Raw genomic sequence first — 18,005 nt, 5'->3', positions numbered from 1 at the left:
TTTTGCTACCATAAGTCCAGTTCAAATCTATTAGCACTCCGACGAAGCCGGAGTGAGGTTCGGGGGTCCAACTTGAAAAAAGCCGTCCTTATCACTGGCGCCAGCAGTGGCATCGGTGCCGCCACCGCAATCGAATTTTCCAAAAACGGATACTTTGTCTATCTTATGGGTCGCAACAAAGAGCGCCTGCAGGACGTGGCTTTGAAATGCCGTAGCGGTGCTTCCATCGTCTCCTGTGATCTGTCTGATGAAGCGGCTTTGAACAAGCGCCTGGGTGAAGTCATGGGCGCAAAAATCCACCGCGTGGAATGCGTGGTGAACAATGCCGGCATCTATGAAAGCAACACCACTGACTCCGGATCCGATGAACTGTGGAGTCGCCAGTTTGAAGTTAACATGTTGGGACCATTGCGCATTGTTCGCGCTTTCTTCCCGTACTTCAAAGAACAAGGCGGCGGCAGTATCGTGAATATCTCCTCGACACTGGGACTGCGCCCTCAAGGCCCGACTTCCGCTTATTCAGCGGTGAAAGCCGCCTTGGTGAACTGGACAGAAAGTCTGGCTTTGGAAGGCGGACCTCTGAATATCCGCGCCAATTGCGTGTGCCCAGGCCTGGTCGACACCCCGATTCACCAGTTCCATGCTTTGCCGGACGATCAGAAAAAAGAGACCCTGGATAAAATGGGCGGTTTGCAACCCTTGGGTCGCATCGGAAAGCCTGAAGACATCGCGCGTGCGGTTTACTTCCTGGGCTCGGATCTTTCTTCCTGGACCACAGGGGCTGTGCTTTCTGTCGACGGCGGAATCAATCTGACATGATCATCACCCTTAAAAGCCCCTTTAGCGCCGCGCACTTTTATGCTCAACCCCAATGGGATGAACAAAAGAACCGCGAAACCTTTGGCCGCTGCTACACGCAGTACGGACATGGGCACAACTATGTGCTGGAAGCAGGCTTTCACGGTCAGAATGAAAACTGGCAGACGCAGGCCGATCATTATCAGTCTGTCCTGAATTCGTTGACGACAAAACTGGATCACGAGCATTTGAACTTCGTGATTCCGGAATTTAAAACAAACATTCCGACGACAGAAAACATCTGTCTGTATTTTCTGGAAAAACTAAAAAGTCAGGTGAAGGCCGAAGAAATTTCTTATCTGCGCCTTTACGAGATGGACAACATCTGGACGGAGATCCGCCTATGAGCGAAGACAATAAAGTACGCCTTTCCAAATTGATGGCTGAAAAAGGCATCTGTTCCCGCCGCGAGGCTGATGATTATATTTCCCGCGGGCTGGTGATGGTCAACGGCGAGATCATCGATCAGCTGGGCACCAAGGTCAGCCCGGATGTAAAGATCACACTGGAAGCTCAGGCGCTGAAACAACAAAAACGTCTGGCTACAATTCTTTTAAACAAACCGGTAGGCTATGTTTCCGCCCAACCGGAACCACCCTACCAGCCGGCGATCAAACTGATCACAGCACAAAATCAGTTCGGAAATTCCAAAACCCGCCTGAAAGAAGAACATTTCAAAGGTTTGGCTGTGGCCGGTCGCCTGGATATTGATTCCCAAGGCTTGCTGCTGTTTACGCAGGACGGACGAATCGCAAAAAAAATCATCGGCGAAGAATCCAAGGTCGAAAAAGAATACATCGTGCGTGTGCAAGGTCAGCTGCCACCGGATAAACTGAAGCTTTTGAATTTCGGTCTTTCTTTGGATGGCAAAAAGCTTAAACCTGCCAAAGTCGAATGGCTGAATGAAGATCAGCTGCGCTTTGTTTTGCAGGAAGGTAAAAAACGTCAGATCCGTCGCATGTGTGAACTGGTGGGCTTGAAAGTCACAGGCCTAAAACGTGTGCGCATTGGGAAAATCCGCCTGGGTCAGCTTCCTGAAGGCCAATGGCGCTTCCTTGAAGAGGACGAACGTCTTGATTAGGGCATTGCTGCTGGCTGCATTGGTTTTTGCAGGATTCAACCCGCTGGCGATCGCAGCCAGCAAAGGGGAATCCTACAGCGCAACGATTGAAAACGACACCCGCCGCATGGGCGGACCGAACTCCGATGATGATTATTCAAGCGGTTTTAGATTTGCTTACATCTATGCCGAAGACACCATTCCATCCTGGGCACCCACTTTGACGGAGTGGTCACAGGGACTCAAGAAGGAACTTGAGCAATCAACCACCAACTTCGGCATTTCCCTGAATCAGAAAATCTACACTCCGGAAAACACCGACACCAAAGAACCTATTCTGGATGACCGCCCCTATGCGGCCTGGCTGTACCTGGGGTTTACAGCAAACTACAAAACCGAAACCCACAGCCACAGCCTGGAGCTTGATATCGGTATCGTCGGGCCTCCGGCCATGGGCGAACAGGTTCAAAATGGATTCCACCACATTGTCGATGTGCCCGAAGCACAAGGCTGGGACAATCAAATCGACACCGAGCCGATCGTGCAGGCTTCCTACTTTCAGAAAGTGCGCTTTGTCGATGTGCTGGATAAAACCACCGGCCGCATGTTTGACGTGATTCCCTATGTCGGAGGATCCCTGGGCAATGCCCTGGTTGCTGCACACACCGGCGTGATTGGACGACTGGGAGTCAATATACCGAACGACTTTGGTCCCACCCGCCCCTCAGCTTCAGATGGTGACATGATCAAAGATCCACGCGAAAGCAAAGCCGATCTGCCATGGCGGGCATATGTTTACGGTGCCGCCCGCGGAAATCTGGTGGGGCATAACATCTTTATCGACGGCAGTATCTTTCACAACGGCCCGCATGTGACCCGCAAACCCTTTGTCGCCGAAACGGAATTTGGTTACGGTGTGCAGTACATGAACTTCAGCTTTATCTGGAGATTTGTGACCGTTTCACCCGAGTTTGAAGAACGAGACAACTTCCACAGCTTCGCGTCCATGACCTTGTCGTATTACCACGATCTGGATTAGGGCTTTTTGTCCTTGTTCATGAAATCAAGGCGCAGGTTTTCAAAATACTGAATCTCTTCATCCGTGAAACCGGCCTTGGAGCGTAAAACGCGGTTCACCGGCTCAATTCGCTTGGGCAAACGCAGACGCAAATCCGCCATGCGCTTAAAGAAGTCCTCGCCGGCATCCATCTTTTCCTGACGGCAGATTTCGCGGTACCATTCAGAACCAAAATTAACATGGCCAATTTCGTCGTGATTGATCTGTTTTACGATCTTTTGAATCGGGCCATTCGACCCCAGGCCTTCCAGACGGCGGATCAAAGTATCCCCGGCATCCAGGCCGCTGCCTTCAAGATAACGATGCACGATCAGGATACGATCCAACAAGGTGTCTTCAGCACCGACCGCACGCCAAAGTGCGGAGTGCACCGGCCAATCGCCCCATTTAAACCCCAGGGATTCAATACCCTCCAGGCACATGCGCAGATGTTCGGATTCATTGATGGTGATGGCCACCAGCTCTTCTTTGAAGCCCTGGGGGGCGTCCGGGAACTCGGTCAGGGTTCTTACACCCAGCTCCATGGCCTGAAGTTCGATATTGGCCAGGTCGTGCAGCATGCGGGCCTGCCCTTCAGCAGAAGAAAAGCCCTTTTTCGGGGGGTGAAGCTTTGGATGCAGCAAAAGGACGTCCCTTGCCGGATCTTCAGGCATCTGAGTCCAGGGTTGAGTGAGTTTAAATGCTTCCTCACAGGATTTTTCGATATTGTCTATTTTTTCCCACACATCAGGGACCAAAAAACTGAACATAGCCCCTTTTACATCCCGCTCCCTTTCTTGCCAAATATTTCCTGATTTGGTGCAATAAGTCCCAAGCCTAAGAAGGAGATATATGGGTAAATCATGGAAAACCGCCGGTAAAGTTGAGAAAGCTCAACAAAAAGGCCAAATATTCACCAAACTTGCGCGCGAGATTGCCGTTGCTGCAAAAGCTGGTGGCCCTGATCCCAATGCCAATGCCCGTCTTCGTCTGGCTGTGGATGCAGCTAAAAAAGTTTCCTGCCCGAATGACACTATCGAACGCGCCATCAAAAAAGGTGCGGGTCTTCTGGATGACGGCAAGGTGATCGAAGAGCTGACCTATGAAGGCTATGGCCCTCATGGAGTTGGTGTCATCGTAGAGTGCCAAACGGACAACAAACACAGAACGGCTCCGGACATGCGTCACGCCTTCAAATCCCACGAAGGGAGCATGGGTGAAACCGGCTCTGTTGCATGGATGTTTGATCGCGTGGGCCTGATTGAAGGCACTAAGGACGGATCGTTTGATCCGGATGAAGAAGCCATCGAAGCTGGCGCCAATGAAGTTTCTGCTGACGAAGGCACTTATGAGTTCTTCACTGCCGCTGACGATCTGGATGCGGTTCGTGAAGCACTGACTTCCCGTGGTTGGAAAATCACCAAAGGGGAGCTGTCTTACAAAGCCAAGAACATCACGGAACTTTCTGACGAACAAAGAAAAGACGTCGCAGAGTTCCTGAACTATCTTGACGATATGGACGACACTCACCGCGTTCACGCAACAATTTAACAGGCATTCCCAAAGGGGAGGTTTAAAGACCTCCCCTTTTTTTTACCCGACCAACGGCGCAAACAAAGCCTGTCTTTTGGCAGTTTCAAACCTCGCAGCAACCCTCTTCCACTTGAAAAGCGGCATCGTTCCCAGTGCGCTATAATAAAGGTGCAAAGGAGGTCGTTATGAAATTTGCCCTGTGGCTAACGGCTCTTCTGATGATCGTTCCTCAATTTGTCAAAGGGGCTCCGGAACGCATGACTTCTGATAAAAACGCGTCCAGTGCCACAGAGACAAGTGAAGAACTGAAACGTAAACCGGCCAGTACTCAGAAAGAATCCCCTCTCCTGCCGTGTGCGGGGGAAGCTCATCGGGATAAACTGGGTGATATGGCCCGACTCGAAAGCACGACCCGCGACTGCCCTGCTGAAGGAGCTATTAAAGCTCAGCCTATCAGACCCGCGGATCCGGCTGAACCAGGCCGCCCTCTGAGATATCAGTAGCGCGGTCCTGAAAAAACAAAAAACCCACAACTCGGAGGAAGCTGTGGGTTTTTCGTTTTTAAATTTTAAAATCTTTTACTGTTTCAAAGCCTGAGAGATGAAAGAAATGTTCGTCACATCTTCGCCACGACAGCCTTCATCAGTGCAACGGTTGCTGATCGTACACTGATTTGCACGGTCATAGGCAAAATCCTGAGCACCACGAACAAGGATACCCACGATTTCATTCGTGCGGGCATTAAATACTGCAGAACCCGAGTTGCCGCCATATGTATCCAAATTAGTCACGAAGTAGCCGTTCTTTTGAGAACGCACTTTCGCACCATCAGCGATCTTGGTTGGCAAACCCGATGGATGACCGACAACGTAGATATCATCACCTGGCTGTACTGGAGTCGATTGGATCGCCAATACGCGATGACCACGAACCGGTCTGTCCAAACGAACCAATGCGTAATCCTGAGCGGATGTGTATTCGCGCGCCACGATTTCTTTGCAGGTGTAAACATCGTCAGCAGAAATCGTCTGTGGAGCTGTTTTCGCATCCAGCATACGGAAGCCGAAGACAAAACTGTAAGTGCCGCAATCTTTAGTGCTGATGCAGTGACCAGCCGTTGCAATCAAATCCTCACCAACCAAAGAGCCAGAGCAGTTCGCTGCTGTCGGCTGATCAAAGAATGGCTCGGATTTGCAAAGATCCAATTCGTGACCATAAGTTGTCGTGTTGATTTTGAAGTTGCCTTGGGCATCACGAACCACAGAGCGGGACGGAATCAAAGCCACGGTGGAATCGGCAATTTCGCGAATGTCAGAGCGCTGGACCTGGTACACGTCCACACGTTTGTCTTCGCCATAAATAACTTTTGGAGTGATATTAACAAAACCGACTGAGAACGTTGCTGCAACCGCGACACTGACGGCCGCGACGAATGAATTCCTTTTCACTTTGTCCCCTCTGGACGCTCATCATGAACATCCACCATTACAAGTTTGTGTAATGTGACAGGGAAAGACAACTACTTTTTAGTTTTTAACAAATAATCGAATGCCGTCGCATAAAGCTTAATCTGCTTCAGCATCGAGTGAAGACCATTTGCACGACTCGGCGACAAGTTTCCTTCAAACCCCAAAGCTTTTAAAAACTCTGGCGGAGTCGCCAAAATCTCTGCCGGAGTTGATCCGGAATAAACATTCAACAGCAAACCAACCAAGCCCTTCACAATCAAAGCATCACTGTCACCCTGAAGGTGAACCTGCCCTTGATCATTCAACGAAGCCGACAACCAGACTTGAGACTGGCAACCCTTCACCACGTTCTGCTCGGTCTTCAAAGACTCGGGCATTTCCGGCAAAGCCTTACCCATGTCGATGATTTTCTTATAGCGGTCTTCCCACTGCGCAAGTGCGGAGAAGTCCTGGATAACCTTGTTTTGTTTTTCTTGAATAGTCATATATCTCACCCTGCTTATTCACTTTTCAGTTTGGGAAGTATGGTGAATAGCTCTTCTTCCAGAGACTGCCCCTGCTCACCGATCAATTCATGGAAGGCACTTTTATCCAAATTGGCCACAATCTCAAAGCTCTTTTTGAAAAAGCCCTCTTGATCATCATAATACCCGTTCCACAGCTCGCGAGAGAGCTTTTCCGGGATCACCCAGGACTTTTTTTCGGCCGCTGTGCCGTCAAATCGATTGTGATAGTCCAACAAAGTCATCACCTGGCGCGGGGAAAAATCCAGCATCGCCAAGGCCTCTTCCAAAAGGGCCAGCTCGACATACCAGAGATAATTACTGAACTTTTCCCAGAATTTTAAGCCCGTCTTGCCATAAGAGCTTTTGCAGAAGAACGTCGTGCAGACCACACCGCGGTTGCGCCACACATTGCAGTTCTGGCTTTCTTTATTGAAGTACGGGCACAGCCAGTCCTCGCGCTGACCGAAGTCGCCTTCTTCGCGATTGTTGAACTGGACCTGGTATTTCACCGGCGCGACCAAACCAATGGGAAGTGCGTATTCACGACGCTCAATTTTGTCGCGGAAGATGCGATGAGCTTCCGTGGCAGTACTGTCCAGGAACGTGGCCCCCACCATATAGTTCGCCAAAAAAGGATGGAAGGTGCAGCACTTCAGATCCGCGCGATAATGAATCTTGGCCTTGTTCTGTGGACGTGACATCGCACAGGCATCACAGGTGGCCTTTTTTTCTTCCGGTGCGAATTGCAAAATTTCACGCGGCAGGATGTTTTCATAAATGCGGGGAAGCTGGTACTTTAATAACATCTTTATCCTAAGGGCGAAGCTTGCAACGGTTCACGATACGGTCTTTGACGCTTTTCACTCCGTCAAAGCGCGGGATGGCCGCATCCCACTTCCACACCATATCACGGCAGTTCACAAAATACGGGAAGGCCACTTCGCCTTCGGCGGTGTAACTGGGCTCATCCAGAATTTTCGGCAACACGGTCTTGATCAGGTTTTGCACGGAAGAAGACTTCAGAATGCCGGCTTTTTCCAGATCCAGTGCCACCTCCACCGGAGTCACAAATCCTGTCTGCCCTTCCAGCATCATTTCCGGCAAGACCAGTAAAATGCTGGTCTTGGGATAAACCACGCGGATGAACTGATGAAACTCAACACCACGACCGGCGAATTCTTCGGAAATCTGTTTGTAGATCTCTGGATCCTGCTCGCCGTTGTCGCCAACAAAGATGACTTTATCCGGACGGACTTTCGCCATGACTTCTCTTAAGGTGTAGATTTTGTGAACGTCAGAATCATAATTGGTGCGGTTGATATATTCGCCATCCGGGAAGTTTCCGTTTTCCAGGAACTTTCTGTGGGTGCGCCCCATAAACCAGTCCGGAGCACGGGAAAGATAGACGATCTCAAGATCTGGCTGATCTTTGGCGATCAGGTGATACAATTCGCTCATCCCGGCAAAACGGCTTCTGGAGTCAAAAGCGTATCGGGCGGCCTCAGACAAATCTTTGATGTGGGCCAGCTTGATCGTGTCATCGACATCGCTGACCAAAAGAGTGCGCGCCTGGGCTGACAAGCCCACAAACAGCAAAATAAAAGCAATCCATGTTTTCATTTGGTTAAACCTCCGACTAGCGAAGGTTCTATAACAGAAAAGGCCCTCACTCAAAGGGCCTTTTTCGGGGGCAAAGTAATTACAGGAAATGGCGCGAAACTAAACGCCGTTCGAGTTGAATTTCATCACAAATCGCTCTGGCGTGGCCTCAATCAGGAACAGCCCATCACCATCGCGGAAGGAAAAGCGATTGTCCTGGGTGTGGAACTGCTCAAACAGGGCGCGAGCCTCAGCCCCCCGAGCCTCGAAATGCGCCATCCCCGGACCAATACGCGCCAAAGGCGACTGATGGATGTAGATGGCACAATGATAGTTGTTTTCACCTTTACGAGCGCAGATGAAATTAAGCACTTTCTGAGGCGCTTCCAGCACTTTTCCCCGTCCCACCATAGAATCCTGCTCCGGCCTGTTCATGGCCTCAAAAAGCACGTGCGGGGAACTGTCGTTGGAGCCGTCGTACATGACCGATGCGATATTCACGATCAGCTGCATTCCCAAGAACTGACCTCGGGTTCCGGCCTGAGAAGTCGTCGCCGTCAGAAGCAAAAGAGCAAAAAGAAAAACTCTCATAGAAATGTCCTTGTTGGTTTTTATGAAAGCTTAGCAGTGTCCAAAAGTTTATCAACCGCATTCCCTAACATGTCACCTGACTAGTTCCTGCATACCCCTTTGAGACGCCTCACTATGAGATGAAATAACCTCGTTATTACAATATGTTACGAGGTATTTTTAGGGCATAGCCGCCGTCTTTATGGCGCACCCCTTGCTCTATGTAAAAGCAAGAACATGAAACCTGACCAAGGGGGACTTATGAAAACATTCATCACTATCGCAATCCTGGCTTTCTCTTGCACTTCCTTCGCATGGAGCAGCCGCGATGCCGCTTCCAAAGAATACACGTTTAAATACAAACTTTCCGGCCAGACTCTGGAACTTAAAAAATCCGCAGGCAGCTACGAAGAAGCTTACGAACAAGCAGCCCAACAGTGCTTCAGCTTCTACAAAGGTGCTGGCAGAGTTTCAGAAGACCGCGGTTTGGATATCATCGACGTTTGCGCCAACCCACGCTCCTAAGACGCGCCGCACTCATGAACCTGCTATCTTGCTCGAGCCCCCTTGCTCGCTTATATTGGGATAGCAATTCAATGAGGTTATAAATGGGTATTCTGAAGTCCATCGGTCAATTTTTGGTAGGTAAAGATCCAGACATCTTTGATGAAAAGGGTCAGGTCTCTCACAAACTTCCTAAGAAAAAATGGGAAGCTTGGCACAATCGCACCAAAACAGATCCAGAGTACAACTGGAGAAACCACACTGGCATCACTGGTGCGGCAAAAAAGAAAAACAACTAGTCTCTAGTTGAAATTAGAAGAGCCCCAAGAGGGCTCTTTTTGTTTTTAGGGGCTACTAAGATCCGAGCTTTTCCGAAAGACTTTTCACCAGTTCCTGGGCATCGCCTGACGGCTTCACAACAAAAATATCATCCACCTGACGCCCCCACGTATGCACGCGGGCGGACTTGATACTCATCCCCGCATCACTCAGGGCTTTGGCAGCAGACGCGAGCAACCCCGGCTGATCGGCTCCTTTAAAGCTGACCACCCATTCCTTGTCATCCGCACTGACGATCTGAATCGTATCAAACTTCACCGCCGGCACGGGCTTGCTTTGCACCGACGCATTTTCGATCATTTTGGACAATGCTGTCAGATTGCGGGAACTGGTCACCTGGAACCAGTCATAGACACCGACCTTGGGCAGCGTATGAATGGAGGCATGACGAATCCCCAGACCCAATGAATACAACTGGCCTACATAGTCACTCAAAAGACCGCGACGGTCTTTCTTGTCATGGAAGCGGATCCACAACTCGCCCTTGCGCGTTTTCAGCATGCGTGGTTTTAACGAGACCTCGCTGGTTTCAGCTTTCTTCAAGTCGTCCACCAGATCTGTTAAAGAAACACTTTCAAGCAGCTGAAGGCCCAGCTCTTCCACCACTTCAGCACTTAGATTCAACTTCTTGCGTTTCTTTAGCGACTCGAAATCAAAATAGTTCTGCGCACGTTTGGATTGAAGATTTAAGACCAAGTCCTTTAAAAGCTTCGCCTTCCAGTCATTCCACGCTTCGGGATTGGTGGCCCGAATGTCGATGGCCGTGAACAGCGCCAATCTTAAAAGGCGCGCATCGGAAATGCCTTTTTCCCGCAGTTCCTGCCAGACCTTGGGGTCTTTCGGGTTCTTGCGGAAGGCGGCTTGCGAAAGCTCCAGATGGTTTTGCACCATCCACTTTACTTCATCCGTAAACGCTTTTGAAAATCCATAGCTTCGGAAGTCTCTTTCAACAATCATCACGCCCAGGTCCGAGTGATGCTCGGCGCTTTCCAGCCCCTTGGCAAGATCGTGATACAAACAGGACCAGGTCAGAATCTTCCAGTCTTCCCTGGTCAGATCCTTGCTGATGAATTTCATCGGCCCCAGTTCAGAGGGCTTTTTATAGATACGTTTTACTTCACGACACGCCTGCATGATATGGGAATCAGCAGTGAATCTGTGATATTGATCGTGCTGAACATAACCCACCAGGCGACGCACTTCCGGCACCAGTTTGTCGATCAGGCGCGAACGAAACACACTGACCAGAAACTCGTCGGATTCTTTCACCTCCAAAACTTCATCCAGTGCTTTACCGCGGCGTTTGGCCATGGTTTTCACCAGCTTATCGGGAATGAGTGAATCCAGATTCTCGCGGACTTTCTTTTGCACCAGCACGCGGGGACTCTTATGTAACGCAGTTAAAAAATCCTCGAACTTTTTAAAAGTGCCACTTTCAATTTTGCGCAGATCTTTTTCAGAGGCTTCGGCAACTTCAACAATCCAGTCCGAATAGAAGCTGACCCGGGAAAGACCGCGCTGCAAGTTGCGCATGAAGTCCTTGTGGGACTTAAAGCCCATCCATTTTCCCAGATCAAACTGCACGGCGCTGGATAAAATGTCCCCGTGACCGTCCAGATGAAGCTTCTGCCGCAAGCTCAGGAAATAACTGCGATAATACTGAAGCACATTCAGGGCGTGGCCGGGATTGTTGAATTTTTCCGCGAACAGCTCATAGATCTGCAGCCCCTGCTCCAGATCACGCAAGCCCCCGGGGCCGAACTTGATATTGGGCTCCAGATAATTGGTGATGGAATCAAAACGCTTTTCGCGGTTCTTGCGTTCATCTTTGATGGCTTTCAGCAGAATGCGACGGAAGTGTTTTTTGCGGGTCCAGATGTTCTTTTGCTGCTCAAACAGCTTGCGCGCCCCTTCAGCAGTCAAAGGCTTTGCTTTTAACAGCGCCAGAATGTCGAAGGCTTCAACCCCTTCGGTCCAGTCCTCCATATTCAAAGGCATGCGATAGCGAAGCTTTAAACCGCGCTCGTGCAGATGATCGGTGAAGGCTTTAACTTGCGCTTCATCACCACAAAAAAGGATGTCGATATCGGATTTGGGACTTAGCTCACCACGGGCCCAGGACCCCAGCATGATGGGATGGGTGTCGCGCCACTGCGGATTTTCTTTCAGGATTTCTTCTAATTTAGTGCCCAGCCAGTGGGACAGACTTTCCGAGGAAAAACAAAACACCTGGCGCACATCCCCGTCCGGTGTCATCAGAGGGGGAGTCAGGATTTCCTGCGCCTGTTGAAACTGCTCGGCTGTCAAAAACGTCTTGTGGGCCATAAAGTCCTCTGACTTTAAAGGATCACCGAATTTGCCAGCCGACTCAAGTTTAAACGCGCTCGACGATCTCTTTCCATTTAGCGACCTGATTCATAACATCCAAAGGACTTGTCTGCATCAGCGGGAACTTTTGCAGCTCTTCCATCAGGGACTTCATTTTCTCGCCCACTCGAGCCGCTTCCGGATCCACGTTCACCACCACGGGTTCCACGTAAACCTCGTCCGACGTCAAAGAATCCAGCAACGACAATTGGCTGCTGGCCTGAACTCGTTTGGATTCGATATCACGCAGAAGACTTTTTGCACGCTTGGTGACGGTTGCCGGCAAGCCCGCAAGCTCGGCCACCTGAACCCCGTAGGATTTCAGCGCCGGACCCTTGACAAGAGTATGCAGGAAACGGATTTCACCGTTTCTTTCTGCCACCGTCATGTGGGCATTGGTGATCTGACCGAAGCTTTGATCCAACGATGTCAGTTCGTGATAGTGAGTGGCAAAGAAGGTCAAAGCCTTCACATCACTCAAAAGATGTTCAAGGATGGATTGCGCCAGACACATACCATCGAAGGTGCTGGTCCCACGCCCCACTTCATCCAGGATGACCAAAGAATCTTTGGTGGCATTTTTCAGCATCGCGGATGTTTCAGTCATCTCGACCATGAACGTGGACAGACCTTCAGACAACTGATCACTTGCCCCGATACGGGTGAAGATCGCATCAAAGATCGGCATTTCAGCCTCATCACACGGAACGAAAGAACCCATCTGCGCAAGAATGGCATTCAAAGCCACCTGACGCATCAATGTGGATTTACCGGCCATGTTGGGACCTGTCAGCAACAGGCAGGAATGCTGGCGAAGCTCCAGGTCGTTGGCAACGAAGTTCTTTTTCACGGTTTGTTCAACCACCGGGTGGCGGCTGGCTTTCATTTTCAAAGAACCATCTGCAGAGAATTTCGGACGAACGTATTTTTCCTCAAGGCTTAGCCATGCAAGGCTTGCCACCACGTCGACTTCACTACACTCGTGCGCCAAAGCCAAAAGTCCCGGACACTGAGCCAGGATCTCTTTACGAAGAGCTTCAAAGAATTCAAATTCCAGGTCCGCACGCTTGGTGTTGGCGCTAAGAACTTTTCTTTCAAGTTCGATCAGCTCATCAGTGCAATAGCGTTCCGCATTGGTCAAAGTCTGCTTGCGCTGATAGTGCGCCGGCGCTTTGTCCTTATGGGAATTGGTGATTTCAATGTAATAACCAAAAACGTTGTTATAACGAATCTTCAGACTGGAAATGCCGGTCTTTTCTTTTTCTTCCGCTTCCATGCGAGACACCATGGCCTGCGCATTGGTGGAAAGCTCAATCAGCTCGTCCAGTTCCGGAGACACACCATTACGGATCAAATAACCCTGCTTGGTCGCCAAAGGCGGATCTTCAACCATGGTGCGTTCGATTTTGTAAGCCAGGTCACGCAGGCCTTCAAAGTTGGCCTGGCCACCCGTCGCGTGAACCAAAACCTCCAAAGCACTGATACCCGCGTGCACACTGCCCGCCAAAGCCAGCAGATCACGGCCATTGCACTGAGGCTGGGAAATCTTACCCAGACGTCTTTCGATATCGCCCATCTGCCCCAGGATCTGACGAACGCGCTTTAGCTCCAGAACATGACTGCGCCAGAACTCAACAGACGACAGACGCTGTTCGATCGCATTCAAATCACGCAAAGGGAAGCTCAACCACTGACGCAGCAAACGGCTGCCCGCAGAGGTCTGTGTGCGGTTGATAGCATGGAACAAACTGCCCAGACCTTCACCCTTATAGGTCGAGAAAACTTCAAGGTGACGAAGAGTCGTGCTGGAGATTTCCAGACGGTGTTCAAGATCACGCATCACAAACGGAGAAATAGTCGCCAGCGACTCTTCGCCAGACATATTGCCGACATAAGAAACCAAACGAGCTGCCGACATCGGGGCCTCGTTTTTAAGAAGCGGATGAAGCAGGTCTGCGATGTCTTCGTGGTGACTGATCAGCACACCGTCCACACCCGTCAGCAGGGATTCATCTTCTTTGGCGATCACGATCTCTGCCACCGGCAGGATCTGCAGGAAGCGCAAAAGCTCGGTGGTCTTTTTGGAACGGAAGAAGAACGCCTCGCCGGTTGTTGTATCCAGGAAGCTTAAGGATTCGGAATCAAGACTGACCAGATAGTGCGGTTTTGTGCCGTCCAGAGTGTCGGAATCATAAACCATCCCCGGCGTCAGAACGCGGGTCACACCACGCTTTACGATGCCTTTGGCAAGTTTTGGATCTTCCAACTGATCACAGATGGCGATCTTGAATCCTGCTGCCAGAAGTTTATTGATAGGCCCTGCGATAGAGTGATGAGGCACTCCGCACATCGGCGTTTCGTCCTGGGATTTTTTATTTCTTTGAGTCAGTGCAATTCCCAGCACCGGAGCTGCTTTCACAGCATCATCAAAGAACATCTCAAAGAAGTCCCCCATACGGAAAAGAAGGATTTTATCTTGATGGACAGATTTGATGTCCCAGAACTGTTTCATGAGTGGCGTAAGATTCGACATAGGCCAAAAAAATTAGCGAAGCTTTGAGGCTATTTCACTGGAAAAGCGCAGGATGACGCACTGCGCGCCTTAGTCATTTCCGTGCTGCCGTTTTTACCGGCATGACGCAAAAGGAAGGGGCCTAAAAAGACCCGTTTCTAAGTCAAAACCCCTTGATTCCGAGGGCTTTTGTTAGCTGGCCCGCAAGAAGGACCCGCCTTAAAGACTCTTACTCAAGAGCCTTCAAAAGTTTGGTGTAGATGCCGTCGAATCCGCCATTGCTCATGATCAGGATGACGTCGCCTTTGTGGGCTTTGGATTTCAAGGCTGCGACGATGTCGTCCGCTGTATCAAAATCTGCCGCAGACACTTGGGTTTTCTTCAAATCATCCACCAGTTCGTGAGTCGAGAATCTGTTTTCCGCATCGATCTTGGTTTGATCAAAAGCTTTTGCCAGAAGAACTTCGTGAGATCCCTTGAAAGCCTCCACATAGTCTTTCTGGAAGACTTTACGACGGGACGTCGCACTTCTTGGTTCAAACACCGAGAACACTTTGCGGCCCGGGTATTTTTTCTGAATGCCTTTCACTGTTTCACGCACCGCTGTTGGGTGGTGGGCGAAATCTTCAATCACCAGAATGCCGTTCGGCTCACCCAGAATTTCCTGACGGCGCTTAACACCTTCGAAGGATTCCAATGCGATCTGGATGCGGTTTTCAGAGAAGCCCAGCATCTTGGACATCGCCACCACAGCCGTGGCATTCAGGACGTTGTATTCACCGGTGATCTGCATCGCATAGGGGCCCATGATCTCGCCACGGTGATGAACTTCAAAGCCCAGACCATTCGCGTTTTGGAACATGATCTTCGCACGGAAGTCAGCCTCTGCACCAAAACCGTAAGTGAATGAATTTTTGCACTTGGTAAGCTTGCGAAGCTCCATCACGTTGGCATCTTCCGCACAAGCCAGCAACGTTCCATTTTCAGGAATAAGATCCATCAGACGAGCGAAGGATTTTTTCACGTCATCCAAGTCCTTATAGATGTCCGCGTGGTCAAACTCCACCGAAGTCAGGATCACGTGTTTTGGACGATAGTGAATGAACTTTGGAACTTTATCGAAGAAAGCCGTGTCGTACTCATCACCTTCGATGATGAAGTAATTGCCTTCCGGATTTTTGAAACTTTGAGAGAAATTCTTCGGAATCCCCCCGATCAGGAAGCCCGGTTTTACTCCTGCATTTTCCGCCACCCAGGCCATCATGGAAGTTGTTGTGGTTTTTCCGTGAGTACCGGAGATCACAACGCTTTCACGATTTTCGATGATGAATTCACCCATCGCTTTTGGCAAAGACGTGTACGGGATACCCAGCTTTGCCAGTTCTTGCGCTTCTTCATTGTTGGCAGAAATCACGTTACCAACGATCACGAAGTCCGGCTTCGGATGCAGGTTTTCGGCCTTGTAGCCTTTCATGATATTGATGCCCAGACTTTCCAGCTGCGTCGACATCGGAGGATACGGATTGGAATCACTGCCGGTGATTTTAAAGCCACGGTCTTTTAAAAGACCTGCCATGGAGGCCATCGCCGTCCCGCAAATACCCATCAAGTGAATGTGACTGCCTGGTTTGATATTCATCTTAAAGTCCACTTCTTCTGTAGTTTTCAACAATCCAATTATGAATTTCCGGACGCAATTTGCCAAAGGCTTTGTTATCAGATCCGTACAGGACCCGATTGGACAGAATGATCACACTCAAGTCCATCTTTGGATCATACCAGACGGAAGTTCCCGTAAAGCCCGTATGCCCGATGGAATCCAAAGAGAAATAAGTCCCGCAGCTTGCAGAACCCGGTGTTGGCATCATGTAACCCATTGCCCAGTCCCCTTTGCCTTCCGGCAAAGCTCTTTTGGCAAACAACTGAGCTGTTTTTTGGCGGATGGAATAACGGGCAATCCCCATCAAGTGCGAACGCAGGTGCAAAGAGAACCAGCCCGCATCATCAATACTGCCGAACAGACCCGCGTGAGTTGAAACCCCACCCAGCGCCCACGCATTCAGATCATGCACTTCACCCTGGACCAGCTTGCGACGGACCGGGCATTCCTCGGTCGGCGCATACAAAGAAGCCTTGTGAGCGGCCTTGTTATCCGGATGGAACTCCAAAGTCGTGCCCAGATAGAATTTGTTTTTAATATCTGTCCAGACATCATCCAAAGACTTGTCGTAAAGCTTTTCAATGATGAAGCCCAAAACCAAAAAGCCCACGTCGGAATAAACCGCAGTGTCCTGCTTTTCGATTTTCAGGTTTTGCAGCATGCCCTGCAGCTGTTCACGGCGTTTATCACGCGGCAAAGAGGTGTTGATCTCCTGATACAACGGCAACCACCAAGCCAGACCTGAACTGTGGGTCAAAAGCTCAGTGATGCGGGTTTCTTTGTGCGCAAACCATGGCAGAAGGTCCGCCACTTTGGTTTCAAAGTTCCACTTGCCCGCCTCAAAAGCCTGAACCATGGCCTGAGTCGTGAAAATCACTTTCGTCAAACTTGCTAGATCATAGTAGGCATAAGTGTTACCCACCGCCACATCACAGATGATACGGCCGCCCTGATAAGCACGCACCATCACACCCGGAGTGGTGTCACGAATGCGGTCTTCAAGTTGAGTGATCAGATTTTTTTCCAGTACAGAAAATTTCATTATGGACGTCCTCCGGTATCGATCGTCAGAACGGTGCGGTTGTTCGCCACCACCAGTTCACAGGGAGTATTAAAGGGCACAGGTCGTTGCACCGGAGCATGTCCGGCTTCAAGACCCTTAAAGAGCGGAATTTCCAAATCCGCAGCCCAGCGTTTAAAGACCAATTGAGTTTTATCTTCGGTGCCATTGGGTTCATTGCCCCCAATGAAATCACCCAGCACAATGCCATGACATTTCTTCAGAATGCCGGCCTGACGGAACTGCTCAAACATACGATCTATGCGATAGCCGCGCTCACCGATGTCCTCGACAAACAACAACCGGCGATCCGCATCGACCTGCCACGGAGTTCCCAGCGTGGACTGCAAAACCGTCAGATTGCCACCCACGATTTTGGATTTCAGGGTTTTCACCTGACGAGCGGCCTCATTCATAGGTTTCAATTTTTTAAATTCAACCTGGCGGGTTTTTCCAAACAGAATGTCATGAATTTCTTTTTCATGTTTGGCAGAAACAAGATTTCGTCCCAGACGATCCAGCAAAGGCGCATGCAGACTGGACCAGCCCCATTCCTGATTCACGAATGTGTGCAAAGAGGAAATGTCGCTGATACCAATCAGCAGTTTCGGCTCTTTCGGTTTCTTCATTTTAGCCAGGAAAGGAATCAGACGGTTGCTGCCATAGCCACCGCGCAAGCACCAGATCACCCGGGAATCCCTGGATTCAATGGCAGCCTTCATGAACTGCCAGCGCGCCTCATCTTCGTGAGCGTGCAGGAAGTGCGGCTTGATGATGCCTTTGGGAATGCGTGGCTGCAGATTCCATTTTTCCAGGAACGCACGCGCCCCTTCCACCTCTTCAGGCTTGGAAGGATAGCCCGGGGCCACCACATCAATCACATCATTTTCTTTCAAAAACTTCCAGGTCAT

Annotated in this window: 19 protein-coding genes; 8 read left to right on the top strand and 11 right to left on the bottom strand. The window is 50.1% G+C overall.

Annotated features, from left to right (window positions below; all coding sequences use genetic code 11):
- Positions 1-72 precede the first annotated feature (72 nt).
- Genes BDT_RS09760 through BDT_RS09745 form a run of 4 tightly spaced genes read left to right on the top strand, consistent with a single transcriptional unit; the run spans position 73 to position 2,957 of the window.
- Complete coding sequence (locus tag BDT_RS09760; RefSeq protein WP_015091071.1) at positions 73-819, top strand: SDR family NAD(P)-dependent oxidoreductase; 747 nt, start codon at positions 73-75, stop codon at positions 817-819.
- Positions 816-1,205, top strand: a complete 390-nt coding sequence (locus BDT_RS09755; RefSeq protein ID WP_015091070.1) for a 6-carboxytetrahydropterin synthase — start codon at positions 816-818, stop codon at positions 1,203-1,205. The genes BDT_RS09760 and BDT_RS09755 overlap by 4 nt, the downstream gene beginning before the upstream one ends.
- Entirely contained in the window at positions 1,202-1,939 is a 738-nt protein-coding gene (locus tag BDT_RS09750; RefSeq protein ID WP_015091069.1) for a pseudouridine synthase, read from the top strand. Before BDT_RS09755 ends, BDT_RS09750 begins: the two co-directional genes overlap by 4 nt.
- Entirely contained in the window at positions 1,932-2,957 is a 1,026-nt protein-coding gene (locus tag BDT_RS09745; RefSeq protein ID WP_235046075.1) for a lipid A deacylase LpxR family protein, read from the top strand. The genes BDT_RS09750 and BDT_RS09745 overlap by 8 nt, the downstream gene beginning before the upstream one ends.
- On the opposite strand, the gene BDT_RS09740 is transcribed toward BDT_RS09745, so the two are convergent.
- Positions 2,954-3,745 (bottom strand): DUF455 family protein, encoded by a 792-nt coding sequence (locus BDT_RS09740; protein WP_015091067.1) that lies wholly within the window; start codon positions 3,743-3,745, stop codon positions 2,954-2,956. The two genes, BDT_RS09745 and BDT_RS09740, sit on opposite strands and share 4 nt — an antisense overlap.
- Positions 3,746-3,827: 82 nt before the next feature.
- Between BDT_RS09740 and BDT_RS09735 the strand changes: the two genes are divergently transcribed.
- Together BDT_RS09735 and BDT_RS09730 are read left to right on the top strand one after the other, a co-directional pair.
- Positions 3,828-4,526, top strand: coding sequence for a YebC/PmpR family DNA-binding transcriptional regulator (locus tag BDT_RS09735; protein ID WP_015091066.1), 699 nt, complete (start codon positions 3,828-3,830; stop codon positions 4,524-4,526).
- A gap of 167 nt (positions 4,527-4,693) precedes the next feature.
- Positions 4,694-5,011: a hypothetical protein gene (locus BDT_RS09730; RefSeq protein WP_015091065.1), complete on the top strand. Its 318-nt coding sequence runs from the start codon at positions 4,694-4,696 to the stop codon at positions 5,009-5,011.
- 75 nt (positions 5,012-5,086) lie between these two features.
- Here BDT_RS09730 and BDT_RS09725 read toward each other — a convergent pair whose 3' ends face one another.
- The 5 genes from BDT_RS09725 to BDT_RS09705 form a co-directional block, all read right to left on the bottom strand.
- Positions 5,087-5,956 (bottom strand): trypsin-like serine peptidase, encoded by an 870-nt coding sequence (locus BDT_RS09725; RefSeq protein WP_015091064.1) that lies wholly within the window; start codon positions 5,954-5,956, stop codon positions 5,087-5,089.
- Between the two features lie 71 nt (positions 5,957-6,027).
- Entirely contained in the window at positions 6,028-6,462 is a 435-nt protein-coding gene (locus BDT_RS09720; protein WP_015091063.1) for a SufE family protein, read from the bottom strand.
- Between the two features lie 14 nt (positions 6,463-6,476).
- Complete coding sequence (locus BDT_RS09715; RefSeq protein WP_015091062.1) at positions 6,477-7,289, bottom strand: hypothetical protein; 813 nt, start codon at positions 7,287-7,289, stop codon at positions 6,477-6,479.
- Between the two features lie 7 nt (positions 7,290-7,296).
- Positions 7,297-8,103: a phosphatase domain-containing protein gene (locus tag BDT_RS09710; protein ID WP_015091061.1), complete on the bottom strand. Its 807-nt coding sequence runs from the start codon at positions 8,101-8,103 to the stop codon at positions 7,297-7,299.
- 99 nt (positions 8,104-8,202) lie between these two features.
- Positions 8,203-8,673 carry a hypothetical protein gene (locus BDT_RS09705; protein WP_015091060.1) on the bottom strand — a complete coding sequence of 157 codons (471 nt, stop codon included), beginning with the start codon at positions 8,671-8,673 and terminating at the stop codon, positions 8,203-8,205.
- A 240-nt stretch (positions 8,674-8,913) separates the two neighbouring features.
- Here BDT_RS09705 and BDT_RS09700 point away from each other — a divergent pair, with 240 nt between their 5' ends.
- Complete coding sequence (locus BDT_RS09700; RefSeq protein WP_015091059.1) at positions 8,914-9,177, top strand: hypothetical protein; 264 nt, start codon at positions 8,914-8,916, stop codon at positions 9,175-9,177.
- An 83-nt stretch (positions 9,178-9,260) separates the two neighbouring features.
- Positions 9,261-9,455, top strand: a complete 195-nt coding sequence (locus BDT_RS09695) for a hypothetical protein (RefSeq protein WP_011164408.1) — start codon at positions 9,261-9,263, stop codon at positions 9,453-9,455.
- 55 nt (positions 9,456-9,510) lie between these two features.
- On the opposite strand, the gene BDT_RS09690 is transcribed toward BDT_RS09695, so the two are convergent.
- From BDT_RS09690 to BDT_RS09670, 5 genes are all read right to left on the bottom strand, one after another.
- Positions 9,511-11,820, bottom strand: coding sequence for an HD domain-containing protein (locus BDT_RS09690; RefSeq protein ID WP_015091058.1), 2,310 nt, complete (start codon positions 11,818-11,820; stop codon positions 9,511-9,513).
- A gap of 49 nt (positions 11,821-11,869) precedes the next feature.
- Entirely contained in the window at positions 11,870-14,374 is a 2,505-nt protein-coding gene (gene mutS, locus BDT_RS09685; protein ID WP_015091057.1) for a DNA mismatch repair protein MutS, read from the bottom strand.
- A gap of 229 nt (positions 14,375-14,603) precedes the next feature.
- Positions 14,604-16,013 carry a UDP-N-acetylmuramate:L-alanyl-gamma-D-glutamyl-meso-diaminopimelate ligase gene (gene mpl / locus BDT_RS09680; RefSeq protein ID WP_015091056.1) on the bottom strand — a complete coding sequence of 470 codons (1,410 nt, stop codon included), beginning with the start codon at positions 16,011-16,013 and terminating at the stop codon, positions 14,604-14,606.
- A gap of 1 nt (position 16,014) precedes the next feature.
- Positions 16,015-17,076: a serine hydrolase domain-containing protein gene (locus tag BDT_RS09675; RefSeq protein ID WP_015091055.1), complete on the bottom strand. Its 1,062-nt coding sequence runs from the start codon at positions 17,074-17,076 to the stop codon at positions 16,015-16,017.
- Complete coding sequence (locus BDT_RS09670) at positions 17,076-18,005, bottom strand: S66 peptidase family protein (RefSeq protein ID WP_015091054.1); 930 nt, start codon at positions 18,003-18,005, stop codon at positions 17,076-17,078. Before BDT_RS09670 ends, BDT_RS09675 begins: the two co-directional genes overlap by 1 nt.

The sequence above is a fragment of the Bdellovibrio bacteriovorus str. Tiberius genome (genome assembly GCF_000317895.1).
GTDB lineage: Bacteria > Bdellovibrionota > Bdellovibrionia > Bdellovibrionales > Bdellovibrionaceae > Bdellovibrio > Bdellovibrio bacteriovorus_F.
This window is presented reverse-complemented; position numbering and strand designations above follow the sequence as displayed.

What these genes read in the sequence shown, in the direction of transcription:
- BDT_RS09755 (WP_015091070.1), top strand. Translation starts at nt 816, where the DNA reads ATGATCATCACCCTTAAAAGCCCCTTTAGCGCCGCGCACTTTTATGCT.
- BDT_RS09750 (WP_015091069.1), top strand. Translation starts at nt 1,202, where the DNA reads ATGAGCGAAGACAATAAAGTACGCCTTTCCAAATTGATGGCTGAAAAA.
- BDT_RS09740 (WP_015091067.1), bottom strand. Translation starts at nt 3,745, where the DNA reads ATGTTCAGTTTTTTGGTCCCTGATGTGTGGGAAAAAATAGACAATATC.
- BDT_RS09735 (WP_015091066.1), top strand. Translation starts at nt 3,828, where the DNA reads ATGGGTAAATCATGGAAAACCGCCGGTAAAGTTGAGAAAGCTCAACAA.
- BDT_RS09730 (WP_015091065.1), top strand. Translation starts at nt 4,694, where the DNA reads ATGAAATTTGCCCTGTGGCTAACGGCTCTTCTGATGATCGTTCCTCAA.
- BDT_RS09720 (WP_015091063.1), bottom strand. Translation starts at nt 6,462, where the DNA reads ATGACTATTCAAGAAAAACAAAACAAGGTTATCCAGGACTTCTCCGCA.
- BDT_RS09715 (WP_015091062.1), bottom strand. Translation starts at nt 7,289, where the DNA reads ATGTTATTAAAGTACCAGCTTCCCCGCATTTATGAAAACATCCTGCCG.
- BDT_RS09710 (WP_015091061.1), bottom strand. Translation starts at nt 8,103, where the DNA reads ATGAAAACATGGATTGCTTTTATTTTGCTGTTTGTGGGCTTGTCAGCC.
- BDT_RS09705 (WP_015091060.1), bottom strand. Translation starts at nt 8,673, where the DNA reads ATGAGAGTTTTTCTTTTTGCTCTTTTGCTTCTGACGGCGACGACTTCT.
- BDT_RS09700 (WP_015091059.1), top strand. Translation starts at nt 8,914, where the DNA reads ATGAAAACATTCATCACTATCGCAATCCTGGCTTTCTCTTGCACTTCC.
- BDT_RS09695 (WP_011164408.1), top strand. Translation starts at nt 9,261, where the DNA reads ATGGGTATTCTGAAGTCCATCGGTCAATTTTTGGTAGGTAAAGATCCA.
- BDT_RS09690 (WP_015091058.1), bottom strand. Translation starts at nt 11,820, where the DNA reads ATGGCCCACAAGACGTTTTTGACAGCCGAGCAGTTTCAACAGGCGCAG.
- mutS (WP_015091057.1), bottom strand. Translation starts at nt 14,374, where the DNA reads ATGAAACAGTTCTGGGACATCAAATCTGTCCATCAAGATAAAATCCTT.
- mpl (WP_015091056.1), bottom strand. Translation starts at nt 16,013, where the DNA reads ATGAATATCAAACCAGGCAGTCACATTCACTTGATGGGTATTTGCGGG.
- BDT_RS09675 (WP_015091055.1), bottom strand. Translation starts at nt 17,076, where the DNA reads ATGAAATTTTCTGTACTGGAAAAAAATCTGATCACTCAACTTGAAGAC.
- BDT_RS09670 (WP_015091054.1), bottom strand. Translation starts at nt 18,005, where the DNA reads ATGACCTGGAAGTTTTTGAAAGAAAATGATGTGATTGATGTGGTGGCC.